General features: G+C 67.8%; 12 protein-coding genes and 1 tRNA gene. 4 read left to right on the plus strand and 9 right to left on the minus strand.

Features of this window, described 5'->3' with window-relative positions; genetic code table 11:
• Together H7I41_RS29220 and H7I41_RS29225 are read left to right on the plus strand one after the other, a co-directional pair.
• The coding region (locus tag H7I41_RS29220; protein WP_276009964.1) for a DNA polymerase III subunit delta' C-terminal domain-containing protein at positions 1–496 on the plus strand (496 nt) is incomplete at its 5' end.
• 65 nt (positions 497–561) lie between these two features.
• A tRNA-Thr gene (locus tag H7I41_RS29225) sits at positions 562–634 on the plus strand.
• Positions 635–691: 57 nt separating this feature from the next.
• On the opposite strand, the gene H7I41_RS29230 is transcribed toward H7I41_RS29225, so the two are convergent.
• The 6 genes from H7I41_RS29230 to galE all read right to left on the minus strand — a co-directional run bounded on the left by H7I41_RS29230 (position 692) and on the right by galE (position 11614).
• Positions 692–1567 carry an alpha/beta fold hydrolase gene (locus H7I41_RS29230; RefSeq protein ID WP_264016153.1) on the minus strand — a complete coding sequence of 292 codons (876 nt, stop codon included), beginning with the start codon at positions 1565–1567 and terminating at the stop codon, positions 692–694.
• Positions 1568–3338: 1771 nt separating this feature from the next.
• Positions 3339–5666 carry a TPR repeat domain-containing protein gene (locus tag H7I41_RS29235; RefSeq protein WP_264016154.1) on the minus strand — a complete coding sequence of 776 codons (2328 nt, stop codon included), beginning with the start codon at positions 5664–5666 and terminating at the stop codon, positions 3339–3341.
• A gap of 99 nt (positions 5667–5765) precedes the next feature.
• Positions 5766–6434 carry a hypothetical protein gene (locus H7I41_RS29240; protein WP_264016155.1) on the minus strand — a complete coding sequence of 223 codons (669 nt, stop codon included), beginning with the start codon at positions 6432–6434 and terminating at the stop codon, positions 5766–5768.
• A 22-nt stretch (positions 6435–6456) separates the two neighbouring features.
• Positions 6457–8817, minus strand: a complete 2361-nt coding sequence (locus H7I41_RS29245) for a TPR repeat domain-containing protein (RefSeq protein ID WP_264016156.1) — start codon at positions 8815–8817, stop codon at positions 6457–6459.
• A gap of 56 nt (positions 8818–8873) precedes the next feature.
• Complete coding sequence (locus H7I41_RS29250; protein WP_264016196.1) at positions 8874–10625, minus strand: hypothetical protein; 1752 nt, start codon at positions 10623–10625, stop codon at positions 8874–8876.
• Complete coding sequence (gene galE / locus H7I41_RS29255; RefSeq protein WP_264016157.1) at positions 10622–11614, minus strand: UDP-glucose 4-epimerase GalE; 993 nt, start codon at positions 11612–11614, stop codon at positions 10622–10624. Before galE ends, H7I41_RS29250 begins: the two co-directional genes overlap by 4 nt.
• A 109-nt stretch (positions 11615–11723) precedes the next feature.
• On the opposite strand from galE, the gene H7I41_RS29260 reads away from it, so the two are divergent.
• Positions 11724–13511, plus strand: coding sequence for an N-acyl-D-amino-acid deacylase family protein (locus H7I41_RS29260; RefSeq protein ID WP_264016158.1), 1788 nt, complete (start codon positions 11724–11726; stop codon positions 13509–13511).
• A gap of 1 nt (position 13512) precedes the next feature.
• Complete coding sequence (locus tag H7I41_RS29265) at positions 13513–14106, plus strand: TetR/AcrR family transcriptional regulator (protein WP_264016159.1); 594 nt, start codon at positions 13513–13515, stop codon at positions 14104–14106.
• Here the strand turns inward: H7I41_RS29265 and H7I41_RS29270 are convergent.
• The 3 genes from H7I41_RS29270 to H7I41_RS29280 are packed head-to-tail and all read right to left on the minus strand — an operon-like array spanning position 14084 to position 20591.
• Complete coding sequence (locus H7I41_RS29270) at positions 14084–15349, minus strand: hypothetical protein (protein WP_372503822.1); 1266 nt, start codon at positions 15347–15349, stop codon at positions 14084–14086. The two genes, H7I41_RS29265 and H7I41_RS29270, sit on opposite strands and share 23 nt — an antisense overlap.
• Positions 15346–16680 carry a M1 family metallopeptidase gene (locus H7I41_RS29275; RefSeq protein ID WP_264016161.1) on the minus strand — a complete coding sequence of 445 codons (1335 nt, stop codon included), beginning with the start codon at positions 16678–16680 and terminating at the stop codon, positions 15346–15348. Before H7I41_RS29275 ends, H7I41_RS29270 begins: the two co-directional genes overlap by 4 nt.
• Positions 16677–20591 (minus strand): Pls/PosA family non-ribosomal peptide synthetase, encoded by a 3915-nt coding sequence (locus tag H7I41_RS29280; protein WP_264016162.1) that lies wholly within the window; start codon positions 20589–20591, stop codon positions 16677–16679. Before H7I41_RS29280 ends, H7I41_RS29275 begins: the two co-directional genes overlap by 4 nt.
• Positions 20592–20593 lie beyond the last annotated feature (2 nt).

The following is a 20593-nucleotide window of genomic DNA, read 5'->3' on the forward strand; positions in this document are numbered from 1 at the left end:
CGCGGCGACGCCGTCGCGGGCGTACGCGGCGGCCGAGGAGCTGGTGGCGACGGCCGAGGCCGAGGCGCGGGCCATGACCGAGGGCCGCAACGAGGCCGAGACCGAGGAGCTGCGGACGGCGCTGGGCGCGGGCGGAACCGGCAAGGGCACCGCGGGCGCTTTGAGGGGCGCCACGGGGGCGATCCGCGACCTGGAGAAACGGCAGAAGTCGCGGCAGACGCGGGCGTCGCGGGATGCGTTGGATCGGGCGCTGATCGACCTGGCGACCTACTTCCGGGACGCGCTGCTGGTGTCCTCGGGCGTCAGCGGCGTCGCGCCGAACCACCCGGACATGGCCGACAAGGTGGCGTCGATGGCCGAGCACGTGCCGCCCGACCGGCTGCTGCGGTGCATCGAGTCGGTGCTCGAGTGCCGCGAAGCACTGGCGATCAACGTGAAGCCGAAATTCGCCGTCGACGCGATGGTGGCCACCGTCGGCCAGGCGCTGCGCGGCTGACCCGGGCGCTTTTGGCGGCCGGTGGTGGCTGCCGCTAGACTCGTCCCGCTTGGTTCGCCGGGCACGCCGCCTTAGCTCAGTCGGTAGAGCGATTCACTCGTAATGAATAGGTCAGGAGTTCGATTCTCCTAGGCGGCTCTCTCTTTTCTTCGCGCCGAGTGCACGCTTGTTTGCAGGTGCTCTCGGCGTTTGCGTTCAACTTCCGTACGTTCGCGACAGGAATTCGCGAACCAGAGGTACGACCTCGTCGAGGTGGGTCTCGAGTAGCCAGTGACCGCCACCGAGCAGGTGCAGCGGGGCGTCGGGCAGGTCGCGGTGGTACGCGCGGGCGGACTTCTCGGGCATGTAGCCGTCGTGCGGTCCCCAGACGATGAGTGTCGGGGGCTGGTGCTCGCGCAGGTAGGCCTGCTCGTCGGGGAACCACTGCAGGGTGTTGGGCTGGTCCTCGAGCAGGCGGATGAGGTTGGCGATGCGCTCGGGGGTGTTCATCAGCGACCAGTGCAAGGTCCACAGGTCGGGGCTGATGCGGCCGGCGACGTCGTCGGGCAGCTCGCCGCGGAACTCCGACTCGAATCCTCTGAGGGTGACGTGGTCGGCGATCTTGCGGCGGGACTGCGGGCCGGGGTTGTTCCAGGACTCCTTGAGGAAGTCGTACTTCGGGCCGAAGGCATCCTCGTAGATGTCGCCGTTCTGGATGATCAGGCCGGCGACGTTGTCGGGTTTGGCGAGCGCGAGTTGGAAGCCGAACTGCGAGCCGTAGTCGTGCAGCCAGATGACGTAGCGGTCGAGTTCGAGTGTCTCGACGAAGCGCTGCAGGAACTGCGCGTAGGCGGCGAAGGTGTAGCCGAAGTCGTCGGCCGAAGGTGTTGCGCTGTAGCCGAATCCGGGAAGGTCGGGCGCGATGAGGCGGTAGGTGTCGCCGAGGGCGGCCAGCAGATGGCGGTAGACGTACGACGATGCCGGATAGCCGTGGGGGAGCAGTACGACGGGCGCGTCGGCGGGGCCGGCCTGCCGGTAGAAGGTGTCGATGCCGTCGACGACCGTGCGGTGGTGGGTGATTGGTGAGGTCACTTTTTCTGCAACACGTCGGGAGTGGGTGTTATTGCGCAAGTTGTGAAACGGTGCCGGGGTGGACGCAGTAGACGTCCAGCCATCTGTCGTCGGGTTGGGGAGGTGATGGAGCAGCACGCCATAGCGCCGTGCAGCAAACGATGGCACGAGGTGTCCATCAGCTGGCGGGCTCAGGCCAACCGGGTGAAGCCGGAAGCGTCGGAAAATCACTTCTTGGGTGTTCACCATTCGAAAGGAACTTGCGGCGTTCGACTGGCTCGGGAGCTGCTGCGACACATGCGGCTTTGTCGGACTCCATTGTCGGCCACTGTGAAGCACTCGACGGAGATGTCGCGGCGAGGAAATCCGACAACCTTCCAACCCCCGAAGACATTGTCAGATGGACTCGACGCAGGTCCCTCCTGGGGAGGTAGCGCTTCTTCCGGAGTGCCCTCAGGAGCCGTCAGCGTCAACCTCATCGCGATGATGCCGTTCGTCGGACTCGACCCGCCTTCGATCAAAGGCTTGAAACTGTCGCCAGAGCCTCTCTCGGCTACTCGGTAAAGGAATCCGCAAACTTGAGTGACAACGTTTTCGCCTGTTCGGTTGACCGACATCAACTTGTACTCGAGGTTACCCACGAGCGGATACGTCAATGGATAGCCATGTTGGGCTGTCTATTTCGGGCACCGACGTCAGTGCTGTCACGCGGATAATTCGGGGGAACCGCCTCTGAAAAGCCGGCATAGACATCGTTGATGTCCCCAGTGCTCTCAGCAAGGAAGCGTGACTCCAAGTAACCTCTCACTGGTACTGCCACGCCTTGCGAAAGATCGAGACTCGGTGCTGCTGACCACCTTGGAGTTATTTGACCGAGTCTCTCAGCCCATACGTCTGTGGGAAGCCCGCCGCCACGACCGCAAGCGGCAACGAGAATGCACGCTAGCAGTGAGCAGATCAGTTGCCGTGGTGTGGTCATTTGCCTTCCGCGTGCGCATTCTGGGGCATGGGGTTCTCCTAAGCGGGGGACCCTGTCGGCCAACCCGGTTCCGGTGAGAGTGTCGGAGGCGGGTCTTTTCGGTAGTAGGGACTTGGCCAGTCTGATGGGGTTCCCGGGGCGAGCCGATTGCATTCGGCGGGTTCAGCTCCCAAGTAGTCGTAGTCGGTAGCGACCCAGGTGCCGAAGACGTTCTCGACAGGTCTGCGGGCGGGGCCTTGTTGATGAGCGGCGGGAGATTTCTGCTCTTCTGGAGGAAGTTGCGGATCGGGCGCGAACGTAAGACGCGAGGCCTGACCCAAGTCGTCGCCGCCTCCGCTTCTGTAAACGTCGCCACCATTTGGACGCTCAGCCACCAGCGAGTTGAATGCGCAAACCACTGCAGCGAAGCCGTTTCCTTGAGGGAGCATCTCAACGACCTCGTAGTACCAGGTTCCCGCGCCCCAACGGCCTAGGTCTGGGTATAAACCACCGATCTGTTCTGGCGGTTCCAGCCGATTGAAGGCGCGAGCGAAGCCGGGATACCCGTCAGATTCGATAGCTTCTAAGCCAGTGCGATCGAAGCTCGTGAGGGCGGCCTCGCGCGACTCTACGAACGCCCGGATAAATGTGCCCTCGGGGCTCATGAGGTCGACTGCCGGATTCGGTATCCACCTAGTGGACATGCCTTCCCCAGTTGCTGGCGGGGGTATGGAAGGCGCTGGATCTGAGTTGTCGCAACCGACGGCACACAGCGACATGCTGGCGATCGTGAGTGTCAGAACCGTAGTAAACTTGCGTCGTCGAAGCATGAAGTCACGGTGTCCAATCAGGTTGCGCGCCATTCTCAGTTGCATCTCCCCAATCGTTAAGAACCTCCCGGCTGAAACCATACTGCGGCCCGACCTCCGCGATCCAGTCATTGATGATCGAAGACGCATTATTTCGGGAATCGCCGACCTTACTCATATCGATAAGACCATCGGTGATCAACGGCTGCAACCGCGGATCGTCTGCGAGGTGTGGATGTGCCTGAATCACTCCATTCATCACGGCTGCATCGAATTTGTATGGATTTGTATTCGCCCCGCCGGTCTCCACGAGCGTCTGCATCATCTCGCCACCGTTTATTGTTGCGGGATTCGTCGGGTCGTTCCCCGTCACGTTCACTGCGACTTCACCGAAAGCGCTCACCTCAGACAGTCCTGGTATGGTGCCCGTGGTCTTCAGAAAATTGTTTATGAAGTCTTCGGTCTTGCCTTCGCGAACAGCTTGCTCCCACCGGGCAGTCTCGCGCTCGAAAAGGTTCGCTTGCTCGGCGCCCAGATTCATCGCCTCGGATATTCTGCCTGCGGTCAGCAAATCGTGCGGTTTCATCCCGTTCGCAGCGTTTTCCGTCAAAATGCTTTCGTACGCGGCAGCGCCTGCCGCGTTGATAAGCGTAGCTGCTTCATGGTTTTGATTGAGAGATGCAAACATGTCCGACATGCCTACTATGTCGCCTTTGCCGGAGTTCTTGAAGTTCTCCACACCGTTGTCCGGGCCACCCGCGATGCCAGCTAGGTCGTCAAGATACGGCGATATGGCTTGAGCCGCCACTTGTGCCATTTCACCATTGTTCTCACCGAATGTTCCGCCTCCGGGCAGGTTGCCCAGGACTGGCGCTTTCTCGGCCAGATAGTGCGCCAGACCACTGGCGGTTTCGCCATGTATTCGGCTCGCAGGATCATCGTCAACCCATGACAGGACATCACTGGCCCTACCGTACTGTTCACCCCAATGTTCCTGAGTGAGTGCGCGCAGAAACGTCTCGCTCTTCTCGCCAGTTGCTAAGTCGTGTATCCCCAGGTGATCGCTACTAGAACTCTGGAAAATGTCCGCTAATGCACTTCTCGGGTCATCACCATGCGCGTCCGAGAGGAGGGCGGGATCCACGTCAAAGCCGAATCTAGCTGACGTCTCGCGGTGATCGATGGATGCGTTCGTGTACTGCGCTGCCGCATCTAACGCGGCCTTCGTCGCTTCGCTGCCGCTCGCGTATTCGCCGGCATTCTCAAAGACTGCAGTGATGTCCTCGAGTGCCCCGACACCATGAAGCCGGGTGTAACCGGGGTCCTGGCTACCGTCCTGTGCCGAAGATGCGGCTACCACCTCGACACGATCGGTCCGGGTCAGCTCCTGTTGCAGACTGTCGGGCAGATTGCTCAAGCTACCGGCAGCGGGAACGAAGTTGTCGCGCGTCTTGTCGGTGGGTCCGCCGGTGTTCGGCACCCCGGACTGTGCGTTCGGGTTCGATATCAGGGCTAGGCCCTGTGCGAGTGCCATCCGCTCGTCCATCGGCAGCTTGTCCGATATGGCTCTGATTTTCTCGGGTGGCATACCGTTCATCGACTGAGACAGTTGATAGAGATAGGCCATTCGCTCCGGCCCAACGTTGACCTTTTCGCCTCTGGCCAAGGCGTCCAGTTGTGCGCGGTCGAGATTGCCTGCCTCGAGTAGGCGCTCCCGCTGTGTCGGTGACAGCATTGCATCTTCGAGACTTTCGCCGTCGGTACGACCCTCCTCGGAAGTCAGCTCGTTCGGAGTTCCGTCAACGTCATCCGGGAGGAGATCGGCGACGTACTCGGGCAAGGGCTCATTCACTGCGCCCTTGCCGGCTCCGATGTTGTTGTACTTACTGATGTCCTCGCGCATGTTGTTCGCAATTTGTTGCAGGTCGCCGTTCGAGCGCTCGACGATGTCGGTGATCTTCTGGAGTCCCTCGCTCGCAAGCGCCATCCGCATCAGGTCGCCGTCCTGGCCCAGCGGAATCTGAGAGGCCATGCTGGTGACCCAATCCCGCACATCTTCCAGGTCACGACGTCCTTGGACGACGACCTGCGCCGACTGGTCGAGGTAGTACCCCATGCGTTTGTCTAGTGAAGCAAGCTCTTCAAGTGTTTCTCCATGCTTTGTGTTCGCAGCGTCGTAGGTCTGGGACGCGTCACCCGTCCACGCCGCTCCTGGCGCGGCCGCTCTGACGTAAGCTCCGAGATTCTGCAGGTTCGCACTTGCGTCGAATTCCACACCGCCCTTCGGTGTGTCCTTCCCGAAGTTGTCCCTGGCCTTCTCCCATGTCGCATAGAAGCCGTCGAGTGCACTCACGAGCGCCCCCACTCGCCACGTCGCAAACTCACGTGCTCAGTATCCCGCACCCCCGACGACCTCGGTGTCACGAATCCGACCGGTGCCGCGGTCGGGCATCTACCCCGGCGGCGCGGAGGTCGGGTCGGGCGCCTTCTGAACGAACGGTTGCGGTTTGAAGGGATCGCACACCCCGGCGATCTGCTCTTTGGTCATGTTCTGGATCGCGCCGATGTCCAACAGCAGCCAGCGGGGTTCTCGAGACGTCGAACCATCGGCTGCCGGGCGATTCGTCCACTGCACGCGCGGTCGCCACAAGCCGATCGGGCCCGTCGACGGTGCCGCAATCAGCTCGCCGTCCTCCTTCATGACATATAGGCCCGGGGTGTCGAACAAGCAAATGGTCACCTCGGCCGCTCCGTCGGGCAACTGCTGAGCGGCGACGGCACCGTGCAGTGCCCCGCCCGTTTGACCCACATACGGGTCCGAGGTGCGGGGCGCGTCGCTGTCCGCCTCGGGCGCAATTTTGCTGCGGTACTCCCGGTAGAGCCGCTCCTCGTCGGGATCATCACTCAACCGCGCATCGACGGACATGTCGAGCGCGAATTCCGCTGCACCCAACAGTGGCTGTTCCAACGGCACCGCCACGCTGGTCCGAATCTCCAACGGCGGGTACGGAAACGGCGGCAGCGCGGAGGTCGATGGCTCCGACGGCGCGCTGTCCTGCGCGCGGCATCCGCCGACAAGAGCAGCCGAGCACAGCGCGAACACGCTGAGGGCTACGACCATGCGACGCCTACCGTCGCCCGCGCTATCCGCCGACATCGATCTTGTAGCTCTGGCCGTAATTCTCGACGTACGGGTTGAGCCCGCGGCTGTCCAGGAAGTTGTCCAGCGCGATGGCTTCCGGACTGCCGGGAGCCAATGGCTGCCCGGAGAGGTTGATCGGTTGCCCGTTCGGCGCCAATTCCGGAGGGAGCTGACCTGCGTCGTAGGCGGCCTGCAGAATAGCTTGCTGCGCTTGGCGATTCGCTCCCGCGCCCAGGTCGTCCTGATGAGGCGCAGAGATCCCCTCGTATTGGGCCGTGCCGATAGCCTCTTTGATCTGATTCTCGACGAGGTCGCCCGGTGCGAGCCCTGTGACGTCCGTGATCGTGCCCGAGCCGGGGATCTTGCCCGCCAGTTCGTCGGTGGCCACGCCGGCCAGTTCGGCACCGAGGATCTTCGCCCGGTACACCGCGTCCCTCTGCTGTTCCTCGGTCATCTCGTTCTGGAACACTTCGTTGTGGTGACCGATGGCATCGAGCATCGCGTTGTCGATGCGCCCGGACAAGCTTCCCGCCGGACTGTTGTTCACGTCTTGCTCGATGTTGCCCGGGTTGGCGCGCATAGCGGCTTCGAGTTCGTCGATGCGACCCGTCTCTGCCGCGTGCGCGAGGGTGACCCGGCCCTCCTCTGAATAGCTACCCAGTTCGAGCAACCGGTTGGCTTCCGACGCCGCGAGAACGGGATTGCCCGCCGAGTCGAACGTCGTCTCCGGATACCCGTTCGCGTAGGTCCCGGGTCCCGCAAGTGAGCCCGTGTTCTCCGCCAGGAGTTGAGCCATCTCCGTCGACACCGCATCGTTGTGCGCGAACGCATCCCGCATCGTGTTGAACACCGGATCGTTGTCACCCGGCGCCAGCATGGCGGGCACCTCGGTGAAAGCCTGCCTGGCCCGGTCGCCGATGGGGTCACCGACCGGGCGGTCCATGTCTTCGTTCATCCAGTCGAGCAGCGTCGCCGCACCCGTGCCGCCACCGGCGTTTGACCAGTCCTGCCCCATCAACGTACGTACGGTGTGCTCCGGGTTGTATCCCGGTTCCATGCCGTCACCCGACCAGATCCGGTAGGACGCTTCGTTGTTGCGTCCGGCGACGTCTGCGAAATTGTTCGCAGCACGTTCGTAGGTCTCCACCGACGTATCGCGGAACGCCCACCCATCGCGGTTCGGTTCGACCATGTCGGCCGCCTTCTGATACATCTCGGTGCCCAGCTGGGTGCCGGGCTGATAGCCGGGGTTCGCCTCGCCCATCAGTTCGCCGAGCTGGGTCATGTCGGCGATGTTCTGTTCCTGCGCGGCGACCGTACCTAGTTCGAGTTCGTTGGGGATCGCGTCGCCGTTGCGCCACTCGATCAGGTCGCGCAGTTCGGATGGAAGCTGGTCGTACCCGCCGCGAGAGGCGATGCTGCCGTCGGGATTTCGCTCGACGATGTTCTCGTTGCTGGTGACCATCAACCCGTTGGCGAGGCTGTCACGCTGAGCGCCCGCCTCGGTGTCGCCGGCAGCCTCCTGTGCCTCCAGGTGACGGTCCAGCGCCAGCAGGCCGTCCTTGCCGGCAGCTTGGTAGAAGTCGCGGTAGTACTCCTGCGTCTCCTTCGGCACGTTGTCGATCTCTTCGCCGCGCGCGAGCGCATCGATTTGGGCCTGGGTGAGCGGATTCTGCGGGAGGTTGGACGCCACCTCGTCCAGTACCGCCGGGTCGCGCTGATCGGGCGGGAGGTCGGCCTGCTCGGCCACCGCCTCGCCGTCCTGCTCGCCCTCGCTCTGCCCTTCACCGGTCGGGGTTCCACGCGGCAGCCTGTCGCGCTCCTCGGTCTCTTTGTCGTCGCCCGGGTCGCCGGACGGGCTGCCCTCACTACTGAAGTTGACGGCGTCGAACTCCGGCTTGAGCCTGTTCATGTTGTCGCGGATGGTGTTGTTGGCGTCGTTGGAGGTCTGCACGATTTCGCTGACCTGGCCGAGGCCGCTGTTGGCGATCTTCATCAGTAGTTCGTCGCGCTGCTTGCCGGGCGGGACGCTGTTGGCCGCGTCGGTCACCCATTGGCGGACGGCGTCGAGATTGCCGCGGCCGGTGGTCACCACGTCGGCGGCCTGGTCGAGTTGGGCGGCCAGGCGTTGGTCGAGGTCGGCGAGCTTGGTCAAGTTTTCGCCGTGCTTCTTGTTGGCTCCGCCGTAGGCCTCGGAGCCGGCTCCGGTCCACGTGTCACCCGGTGCCGCGGCCTGAACGTCTTCGCCGAGTTTGGAGAACGTCGGGCTGGCGTCGATCTGCGATCCGCCCTGCGGCGTGCCCTCACCGAAGGTGTTCCTGGCGTCGTTCCACGTCGCGTAGAAGCCGTCGAGTGCACTCACGGGCGCACCAGCCCGCAACCTCGCAATTCCATGTGCTCAGTATCCCGTACCCCCGACTACCTCGGTGCCACGAATCCGACGGGCCCGGGGGAGATGCACACAGACAGCGCTGCGGTGTTCGCCCGCACCTCGATCGCATCACCGGCACCGGGCAGCCGCACGAACACCCGGTTCAATCCGGGCCGCACCGGCACCCTGGCTTCGCGTCCCTCCGGCAGCGACATCGTCAACGACCCGTCACTGTTGGCGAGGTAGTTGATCTCCGCCGTCCAGTCCGCCGGCAGCAGCGGCCCGTCCAGCGGGATGCGCACCGGGGCGTCGGGCTGCACCAGGTATCCGCACTGCGGTTCCGGCCCGGGCCGGATCGCCCGCACCCACGTCACCAGCGCGTCGACCACCCGTCCCGTCCGGTCCAGCATCCGCAAGTCCGTTGCGGCATCGGCGAACTCGGGACGGTCGCGAACCAGCGCGAACATGTGGCTGGCCAGATTCTCCGGCCACGCCACCCGCTGCAGGATCAGCGGATCGACCTCCTGGTCCAGCATCGTCTCGCCCGGACCGACCGCGGCCAGGCCCGATCTGGCGTTCGCCACATACGCCGGCACCGGGCTGTCACGCCACACCGTGAGGAACGTCGCCGTCGAATACAGGCTGCTGCCAACGAAAGCCGCCACCGCGGCGACCACCACCACCGACCGCATCCGCGACGCGTCCAGCCACGCCGACACCCGATTCGGTGCACACAGCCCCACCGCCATCAGCATCGCCAGCACCACCACCAGGTCCGGGAAGTACCGCAGCGTCTGCGCCAGTTCGAGCGCCGTGAACTGCGACGAGCGCATCAGGTAGATCGGCACCTGGCACGCGACGGCGTAACCCACCGCCACCAACCAGACCGGTCCGATCCGCTGCTTGCGCGCCAATGACACCGCCACCACCGCGGCCAGCGCCACCCAGCCCAGCACCATCGATGCCACCGGCGGCGTCCCCCACGGTGACGCGGGCGCCCAGCGCTGCCACTCCCACGGCCCGCCCACCAGGCCCGGCACGATGCCGTGGGTGATCGAGCGCGCCAACAGGTCCCATGTCATCGCCAGGTCGGTACTCCACCGCTGCTGGTCGACCACCAGCACGTAAAGCGCGATCCACGCCGCCACCAGCGCCAGCGACGCGATCCACAATCGCTGTCCCCGCCGCCACACCGCGGCCACCGGCTCGCCACGCACATGCGCCAGCAGTGCCGTCACCGCGAACGCGACGAACGGGATCACCGCCGCCTTCTCGAAGAACAGCAGCCCACCGAAGAGCACCAGCACACCCGACACCGCGTACCGCGCACGCCCGGTGCGCACCAGCAGCACGGCGTCGGCGCTCACCCAGGCCAGCGCCGCCAGCATCGGCAGCGAGTTCAGCGCCGCCGCCCACCATGCGAAGCCGGGCACCGCCAACGGTGTGAACAAGGCGAACGTCAACGGCAGCAACAACACCGGTCGCCAGCCCAGGATCACGTGCAGCACCCGCAGCAGCGCCAGCGACGCCAGCGCCTGCAACACCACCAGGCTCAGTGCGGGTAGCACCCAGCTCCACGGGGCCACCCGCGTGATCGCGCCGGACAGCAGGAACGCCGCGGGCATCACGTGCCCGTCGTGATCGTCGAACAGGAACGACGGCGACAGCAGCCCCGACGTCCCGGCCCGCCCGATCAGGATCAGGTCGTCCCAGTAGAAGTAGCCGCCGAACGCCAGCACTCCGCGCAGCACCAGGTGCACCGCGATCAGCGCGGCGGCGAGACGCGCGACCCGGTTCAGCCGGCCCACTCCGCACCCGGCGCGGCCGCCCGCGCCGCAAGGCTCGCCCGCCACGCTGACGACACCATGTCCTGCAGGGAGTGCCGCATCTGCCAGTCCAGGTCGCGGCGGGCGAGGTCGCCGGTCGCGACGATGCGGGCCGGGTCGCCGGGTCGCCGCGGCATGATGTCCGGTTCGAACTCGATGCCGGTCACCTCGCGGATCGCGGTCATGATCTCGCGCACCGAGGTGCCCGCCCCGCTGCCGAGGTTGTACACCGGTTCGACCGGCAGGCCGTCGGCCAGTCGCCGCGCCGCCGCGACGTGCGCCAGCGCCAGATCGGTGACGTGGATGTAGTCGCGGATGCAGGTGCCGTCGGGCGTCGGGTAGTCGTCGCCGTTGATCCGCGGGATCCGGCCCTGGTGCAGCATCTCGAACACGACGGGGAACAGGTTGTGCGGGCTGGCGTCGTAGAGCGCGTCGGACCCCGACCCCACCACGTTGAAGTACCTCAGGCTGGTGTGCCGCAGGCCGCTGGCCCGGCCCAGGTCGCGCAGGATCCACTCGCCGATCAGCTTCGTCTCGCCGTAGGGCGACTCCGGGCTGGTCGGCGTCTGCTCGTCGACGACGTCGGTGTCCGGCGTGCCGATGGTCGCCGCGCTCGACGAGAACACCACCTTGTCGACGCCCGCACCGTCGGCGGCCTTGAGCAGCGTCACCATCGCCGACACGTTCTGCTCGTAGGTGTGCAGCGGACGCGTCACCGACACCCCGGCGTACTTGTAGCCCGCGATGTGGATCACCCCGCTGACCTCGTGGCGGCTCAGCGTGTCGAACACCAGGTCCTCGTCGAGGAGATTGCCGCGCACGAACGGCACCGCGTCGGGCACGAAGTGCTCGATACCGGAGGAGAGATCGTCGATGACCACCACCGGCATGTCGGCGTCCAGCAGCGCGTGCACGACGTGCGAGCCGATGTATCCGGCCCCACCCGTCACCAGCCAGGTCATCGGCCCTCCTTCTTCCGTCGATCGGTCGGGCGCCAGGATATCCGGCAGAAAAGATTGCAAGTGCTCACTAACTGATCTAGGGTGAGCGGAACCAACCCCGGGAGGCGCCATGCCCTACGACGTGATCATCCGCGACGGACTGTGGTTCGACGGGACGGGCGCCGCCCCCCGGGTGCGCACCCTGGGCATCCGCGACGGCGTGGTGGCCGCGGTGTCCGTCGGGCAGCTCGACGAGACCGGCTGCACCGACGTGATCGACGCCAGGGGCAAATGGGTCGTCCCCGGCTTCATCGACGTGCACACCCACTACGACGCCGAGGTGCTGCTCGACCCCGGCCTGCGCGAGTCGGTGCGCCACGGCGTGACGACGGTACTGCTCGGCAACTGCTCGCTGTCGACGGTGTACGCCGACTCCGAAGACGCCGCCGACCTGTTCAGCCGGGTCGAGGCGGTGCCGCGCAAGTACGTGCTCGGCGCCCTGCAGGCCCACAAGACCTGGTCGACGCCTGCCGAGTACGTCGCCGCCATCGACGACCTGCCGCTGGGGCCCAACATCGCCTCGATGCTCGGGCACTCGGACCTGCGCACCGCGGTGCTCGGACTCGACCGGGCCACCGACGAGCGGACCCGGCCCACCCGGGCCGAGATGCGCACGATGGTCGAGATGCTCGACGACGCCCTCGACGCCGGCCTGCTCGGCATGTCCGGGATGGACGCGGCCATCGACAAACTCGACGGCGAGCGCTTCCGCTCCCGGGCGCTGCCCTCGACCTTCGCCACGTGGAAGGAGCGTCGCAAGCTGATCGGGGCGCTGCGCCGCCGCCGCCGGATCCTGCAGAGCGCCCCCGACGTCAAGAACCCGCTGACCGCGCTGCTGTTCTTCCTGGCCAGCAGCCGCATGTTCGGCCGCCGCGCCGGGGTGCGGATGAGCCTGCTGGTCTCGGCCGACGCGAAGTCCGCCCCGGGAGCCGCCCGCGTGTTCGGGCCCGGCACCCGGCTGCTCAACGCCGTCCTCGGCGCCAGCGTTCGCTTCCAGCACCTGCCGGTGCCGTTCGAGTTGTACTCCGACGGCATCGATCTGCCGGTCTTCGAGGAGTTCGGCGCAGGCACCGCCGCGCTGCACCTGCGGGAACAGCTGGAGCGCAACGAGTTGCTCGCCGACCCGGACTACCGGCGCCGGTTCCGCACCGAGTTCGACCGCCGCATCCTCGGACCGACGCTGTGGCACCGCGACTTCCACGACGCCAAGATCGTTGCCTGCCCCGACGCCTCGCTCGTCGGCAAGAGCTTCGGCGACATCGCCGACGAGCGCGACTGCCATCCGCTCGACGCGTTCCTCGACGTGCTCGTGGAGAACGGTGAGCGCAACGTGCGGTGGACGACCACCGTCGCCAACCACCGGCCGCGCGAGCTCGACCGCCTCGCCGCCGAACCCTCTGTGCACATGGGCTTCTCCGACGCCGGAGCGCACCTGCGCAACATGGCGTTCTACAACTACGCGCTGCGGCTGCTCAACCGCACCCTCGAGGCCGACCGGGCAGGCAGGCCGTTCCTGTCGGTGCAGCGGGCGGTGTACCGGCTCACCGCCGAGGTCGCCGACTGGTTCGGCGTTCCGGCGGGCACCCTGCGCGACGGCGACCGGGCCGACTTCGTGGTGATCGACCCGGCCGGACTCGACGACTCCGTCGACGGCTACCACGAGGCCGAGGTCGACTTCTACGGCGGGCTGAGCCGCATGGTCAACCGCAACGACGCCGCGGTGGCCGCCACCGGCGTCAACGGCGTGGTCGTGTTCCGCGACGGTGAGTTCTGCGACGGCTACGGCACCACGGTGCGGGCGGGCCGCTTCCTGCGCGCCGGTGCCGAACCCGTCAGCCGCGTGAAAACGCCTGTCTGACATGGCCAGAACGCAGCAGCAGCGGCGGGCGGAGACCGTCAGCCGGCTCCTCGACGCCAGCATCGAGACGATCATCGAGGTCGGCTACGCACGGGCGTCGGCCAAGGTGATCGCCGGCCGGGCGCAGGTCTCCGACGGCGCCCTGTTCCGGCACTTCCCGACCATGGGCGACTTCATGGCGGCCACGGCCTATGAGGTGATGCGGCGCCAACTCGACCTGTTCACCAAGCAGGTCGCCGAGATCCCCGCCGACCAGCCCGCGCTCGAGGCCGTGCTGACGATCCTGCGCGACGTCACCGGCAACGACACCAACACGGTGATGTACGAACTGCTGGTCGCCGCCCGCACCGACGACAAGCTGCGGGCCACCCTGCGCGACGTGCTCACCGAGTACGCCACCAACATCGGTGACATCGCCCGCTCGCTGCCCGGCGCCGACGACTTCCCGCACGACATGTTCGGCGCGCTGGTGGCCATGCTCACCAACACGTTCGACGGGGCGGCGCTGGTGCGGCCGGTGCTGCCGCAGCCAGAGATCGAGGCGCAACGCATCCGGCTGCTGGCCGCCCTGCTCAGTCCGCAGCCACCGGTCTGACGTCTGCACGGGCCAGCGCCACCAGGTGGACGGCGATGCCCACCACCGGACCGCACAGCAGCGCGACCACCGTCCGGGTCTCCAGGTCCAGCGGCAGCAGCAGCAACAGCACCGACGCGACCGTGGCGCCCACCCAGCCCGCCGCGTACGCCCGGTGCAGTGCCGCCGCGACAGTGGCCGCACCGGTCAGCGTGAGCAGCGCGATCGCCACCGCCGCCGCGGTGAGCCACGCCAGCAGCGCCCCGTCGGCCCGGTACTCCGCCCCGAATGCGTTCTGCAGCAGCCACGGTCCCAGCAGGCCTGCGGCGATCACGCCGACCGTGCCGAGCGCGAGAACTGCGACCGCGGGTGTGACGAGGGCCCGCAGTCGCCGGTCCTGCTGATCGACGAAGTGGGCGATCAGATTGCCCTGCATGGCCGTCAGTGGCACCAGCAGCGGCGCCCGCGTCAGCGTCACCGCGAGGATCACCACGCCACCCGCCGCGCCGAGGTCCTCCGAGGTGGCCTTCAGCAGGACCGGGAAACCCATCACCAGGATCGCGCTCGCGCCGGCGGCCGTCACCGAATGTGCCGCACCCCGAAGGAAAGTCACGATTCCACCGGGGGTGAGCAGCCGGGCCGCCGCCCGGGTGGACGGCGACGCCGCCAGCATGATCAGCCACGCCACCGCGCCGGCCACCGTCGCCCACAGGAATCCGACCAGGCCCCAGCCGAGCACGAACGTCGCCACCGCAACCACAACCCGGATGACGGCGTCGGTCACCATCAGCGACCCGTACTGCGTCCAGCGGTTCACCCCGGCGAGCATCCCGAGCAGCGTTGCGTGTAGGCAGAATCCGGCAAGGCCGACGCTGAGCAGCACGACGCTCAGCCCGCCCGACTCGACGAACACGTGCCCCGACCACAACGGCGAACTGCCTGCGATCAGCAGCGCCGTCACCACCCCCACCATCGCGGCCACCCGCATCGGCGGTGTGCGCGCACCGGTCGTGACCTCGAGGTGCCGCGACGAGCGGACCTCCCGGGTGGCCTCCTGCAGCAGGCCGTTCGCCGCGCCGGTCACCAGTCCGAACGCGCCCCAGAACACCCCGAACACCGAGAAGCCCTCGGGTTCGAGCGCACGCGCGGCCAGGTACAGCACGGTGTAGCCGCACAGGGCGGTCAGCGCCGTCGCCACCCCGACCCGGGCCACGCTGCCCCGGGTGACGGGCCCGGTCGCGGGCGCCCCGCCGACGTCGGTCACAGCTTCGGCAGGTCCTTGGAGTACAGCCACGCGTCCCACAGCGGCCGCAGCGAGTCCCGCGCGTAATTCGCGGCCAGGCCGGTGAAGTCGTCGGTGAAGGCGGTGCTGTGGCGGTGCCGGGCCGTCCAGTCCCGCAGCAGGGCGAAGAAGTCGTCGTCGCCGAGATGGCGGCGCAGCACGTGCAGGGTCAGCGCGCCGCGCTTGTAGACCCGGTCGTCGAACATGTCGCGCGGGCCGGGGTCGGCCAGCAGCAGGTTCTCCGGCGAATCCGCCAGCCGGTGGTGGTAGTGCCGGGCCCACTCGTCGGCCGAACGGCCGCCGGAGTTCTCCGACCACAACCACTCCGCATAGCAGGCGAACCCCTCGTGCAGCCAGATGTCGCGCCACCGCCGTACGGTCACCGAGTTGCCGAACCACTGGTGGGCCAGCTCATGGGCGATTAGCCGTTCGGAATTTCGGTGCCCGTCACAGTGATTGGCGCCGAAGATCGACATGCCCTGCGCCTCGAGCGGAATCTCGAGGTCGTCGTCGGTGACCACCACCGTGTAGCCCGACGACAACGGATACGGGCCGAACAACTTCACGAACAGCTTCATCATCTGCGGCTGATGGTGGAAGTCGTGGTCGAAGTGGTGGCGCAGCCGCGGCGGCAGCGCGGCGTGGATGGGCACCGGCGACTTGGCCAGCCGGTGCCGCTCGTACATCCCGATCTGCAGCGTCACGAGGTAGGTCGACGTCGGCTCGGCCAGCTCGTAGGTCCACACCGTGTGCGCGGCGCGGGTGCGCCGGGACACCAGCTCGCCGTTGGCCAGCACCCGGTAGGGGCTGTCGGCGCTGACCTGGATGCGGTAGCTGGCCTTGGCGGCGGGATGGTCGTCGCACGGGAACCACGACGCCGCGCCGTTGGGCTGCCCGGCGACCAGTGCGCCGTTGGACAGCTCCTCGAAACCGACGTCCCCCCAATGGGACCGGATCGGCCGGGGGTTGCCGCCGTAGCGGATCTCCACGGTCATCGCCGCGCCCGCGGGCAGCACCGCCGACAGCACGATGCGCAACTTCCCGTGCGCACTGCCGAACTGCGCCGGTCGCTTCCCGTTGACCGACACCTTGCTCACCGACAGCGCGTCGGACAGGTCGAGGGTGAAGTCGCGCAGCGCCGCGAGCGTCACCGCGGTGATGGTCACCGTGCCGGACAGCCGGTTGATCGCGACCTTGTACTCCAGGTCGAGTTCGTAGCGCGACACCCGGTAGCCGAAGTTGCCGTTGCGCGGCAGGTACGGGTCGATCACCGGCGCCGACGACTTCTTGGCGGCCTTCTTCGCACGCGTCACGCGGCGCTGTCCTGTCGGCTGTCGGTCGCGTCCCGGCGCTTCTTGCGCGAAAGAATCCACGGTGCAATGGGATTGCCCTGCCAGCGGCTCGACGCAGGCACCTCGTCGCCGCGCATCACCAGTGAGCCGGGGCCCACCGTCGACCCGGCGCCCAGCCGGGCCGCGGGCAGCGCCACGCAGTGGGTGCCCAGCGTCGCACCCCGCTCCAGCACGACGGTGTCCATCCGCATGATGCGGTCGTGGAACAGGTGCGTCTGCACCACACAGCCGCGATTCACCGTCGCGCCGTCGGCCAGCGTCACCAGGTCGGCCTCCGGCAGCCAGTACGTCTCGCACCACACGCCGCGGCCGATCGTCGCACCGAGACCGCGCAGCCACAGGTTCATCACCGGTGTCCCGCTGGCCGCCCGCGCGAACCACGGCGCCGCCACCGTCTCCACGAACGTGTCGGCCACCTCGTTGCGCCACACGAACGACGACCACAACGGATGTTCGATGGCTGTGATCCGGCCCACCACAAGCCATTTCGCGATCACCGCGATCGCCCCGGCCACCGCGCCCGCGACCAGCAGCACCACGCCGGAGGCCAGCGCGGTCCACAAATGGCCGAACCGGATCGCCAGCGCCTGCAGCGCGAAGAGCACCGCCACGCCGATCGAGAACGACACCAGAACCGGGATCAGCCGGCAGGTCTCCACCGCCGCCCGCATCAGCTTCAGCTTCAGCGGCGGGTCGAACGTCCGGAGCGCGTCGGCCGCAGTCGGCTTGCGCCGCAACCGCACCGGCGGACTGCCCAGCCACGACGAGCCCGCCTTGGCCTTATGCGGGGTGGCCGACAGCACCGCCACCAGCCCGTCGTCGGGGACCTTGCGGCCGGGCTGGGTGATCCCGGAGTTCCCGAGGAACGCCCGCTTGCCGATGGTCGCCTTCGCGACGTGGATCCAGCCGCCGCCGAGTTCGTAGGACGCCACCATGGTGTCGTCGGCGAGGAACGCGCCGTCCTGCACCTCGGTGAACTTCGGCGTGAACAGCGCCGTCGAGATCTCGGTGCCGCGGCCCACCTTCGCGCCGAGGATGCGCAGCCACGACGGCGTCAGCAGGCTGGCGTAGAGCGGGAACAGGTAGGTGCGGGCGGCGTCCATCAGCCGCTCGGTGGCCCACACCTGCCAGCCGGTGCGGCTGCGCACCGGGTGGTAACCCTCGCGCAGACCCAGCGACAGCAGCCGCACCCCGGCGACCGTCAGCGCGGCGTAGACGACCAGGGCGGCGAGCATCGCCACCGGCGTCCACAGCGCCGCCACCGGGAACGCATCCCCCAACGAATCGGTGTGTCGCACCGCCCAACCCAGCACAGCGAGGCCCACCGTGAGTGCGGCCAGCGGCAGCGCGCCGAGCAGCATGGACGTCACGCCGTAGATCGCCACCCACAGCGGCGCGCGGCGCGGCCGGTGATCGGGCCAGGGGTGGCGGGCCTTGCCCGACTTCACCGCGGGCGAACCCTTCCAGTACTGGCCGTTCTTCACCTTGCCGACCACCGCGGATCCGGGGGCGACGTCGGCGTTCTTGCCCACCACGGCGCCCGGCAGCAGGGTGGTGCGGGCGCCGATCGTGGCGTCGTTGCCGACGGTGATCCGGCCGACGTGGAAGTGGTCGCCGTCCACCCAGTGGCCGGACAGGTCGACCTCCGGCTCGATCGAACAGCGGTGGCCGAGGCGCAGCATCCCCGTCACCGGCGGCGAGGAGTGCAGGTCGACGCCCTTGCCGACGGTGTTGCCGAGGGCGCGGGCGTAGTAGACCAGCCACGGCGCGCCGGCAAGATTCTCCGCGCCGCCGGCCTCGGCGAGCCGCTCGGCCAGCCACACCCGCATGTGCACCGGTCCGCCGCGACGGTAGGTGCCCGGTTCGAGGCTGCCGACCAGCATCCGCGCGCACAGCACCGCGATGCCCATCCGTCCCGGCGGGGACACGAACAGCACGAAGCCGGCCAGCACCCACCACCAGTTCACCGGCGTCGCCCACGGCACCAGGTCCGACGCGGCGGCGACATTGTTGACCAGGGCCAGCCACACCACCCACTGCAACCCGGTCAGCGTGGCCAGCGGCAGCGACAGCGCCACCTGCACCAGCTGCGTCAGCCGGGGTGTCGGCGTGACATCGCGGGTGACGACGGCAGGCGGCGGGGCGAGCTCGTCGAGGTAGCCGGCCAGCGACCCGAGCCGCGGATGGTCGTACAGATCGGCGACGGTGACGTGCGGGTAGCGCTGCCGCAGCGCGGCCACCAGCTGCGCCGCCGACAGCGACCCGCCACCGAGGGCGAAGAAGTCGGCCTCCGGCCCGTCCACCGGTGCGCCGAGCACGTCGCGCCACAGTCCGGCCAGCCATCCGGTGGTGCCGCCCAGCTCCGTCGCGACGTCTGCGGGCTCACCGGGCGGTGGCCACGGCAGGGCGTCGCGGTCGACCTTGCCCGACGTGCGGGTGGGCAGCTCGTCGAGCAGCACCAGGCGGGGTACCAGCGCCGCGGGCAGCGACTCGGCCAGCGCGGCGCGGGCCGCCAAGACGTCGAAGGCGGGGTCGGCGCTCGCGATGTAGCCGACCAGCAGGGGAGTGCCGCTGGTGGTCCTGCGGACGGCCGCCGCGCCGCCGCTCACACCGGGCAGGTTGACCAGCGCCGAGTCCACCTCACCGAGTTCGATGCGGCGCCCACCGACCTTGACCTGGTCGTCGGCCCGGCCGACGAAGTAGAGGCCGTCGGCTTGCAGCCGCACCAGGTCGCCACTGCGGTACGCCCGCGACCAGCCGAGCGTCGACATCGGCGCGTACTTCTCGGCGTCCTTGTCCGGATCGAGGTAGCGGGCCAGGCCGACGCCGCCGATCACCAGCTCGCCGATCTCCCCGTCGGTGACCGGGACACCGTTCTTGTCCACGACGGCGAGATCCCAGCCGGCCAGCGGCAGCCCGATGCTGACCGGGCTCCTCCCGTCGAGCTTCGCGGCGCACGCGACGACCGTCGCCTCGGTCGGACCGTAGGTGTTCCACACCTCGCGGCCGTCGACCGCCAGCCGCTCGGCGAGCTCCGGCGGGCACGCCTCGCCGCCGAAGATCAGCAGCCGCACCGCCTCCAGCGCCTCGGCCGGCCACAGCGCGGCGAGCGTCGGCACCGTCGACACCACCGTGATGTCCCGCGACACCAGCCACGGGCCGAGGTCCATGCCGCTGCGCACCAGCGACCGCGGGGCGGGCACCAGGCACGCGCCGTGCCGCCAGGCCAGCCACATCTCCTCGCACGACGCGTCGAACGCCACCGACAGCCCGGCCAGCACCCGATCACCGGGCCCGAGCGGATTGTCCTGCAGGAACATCCGCGCCTCGGCGTCGACGAACGCCGCCGCGTTGCGGTGGGTGACCGCGACACCCTTCGGTGTGCCGGTCGATCCGGAGGTGAAGATGATCCAGGCGTCGTCGCGGCTCAGCGGGGCGGCCGCGCGCCACCCCCGCGACGAGCCGGTGGCGCGCACCAGTCCCTTCTCGGTGATCACGGCCACCACCCCGGCCTCGCCGAACACCAGGGCGGCGCGCTCGTCGGGATCGTCGGCGTCGACCGGCACGTAGGCGGCGCCGGTGGCCAGCGTCGCGAGGATCGCCACGTACAGCGCATAGCTGCCCGACGGCATCCGGATGCCGATCCGGTCACCGCGGCCGATCCCTCGGGCCGCCAGCCACGCGACGCTCTCCTCGATGTCCGCGACCAGCTCGGCGTACGTGAGCTGCACGGTGCCGTCGTCGAGCGCAGGCGAGTCCGGGAACCGGCCCGCCGTCTCGTGCAGGATGTCGATGAGCGTGCGCGGTTCCGGAGCGAACGGCGACAACGCATATTGAGCGGGTATTTCGTGCCCCGGGTCCGCTGCTGTCACGG

Origin of the sequence: [Mycobacterium] manitobense (assembly GCF_025821665.1) — a bacterium.
GTDB lineage: Bacteria > Actinomycetota > Actinomycetes > Mycobacteriales > Mycobacteriaceae > Mycobacterium > Mycobacterium arseniciresistens.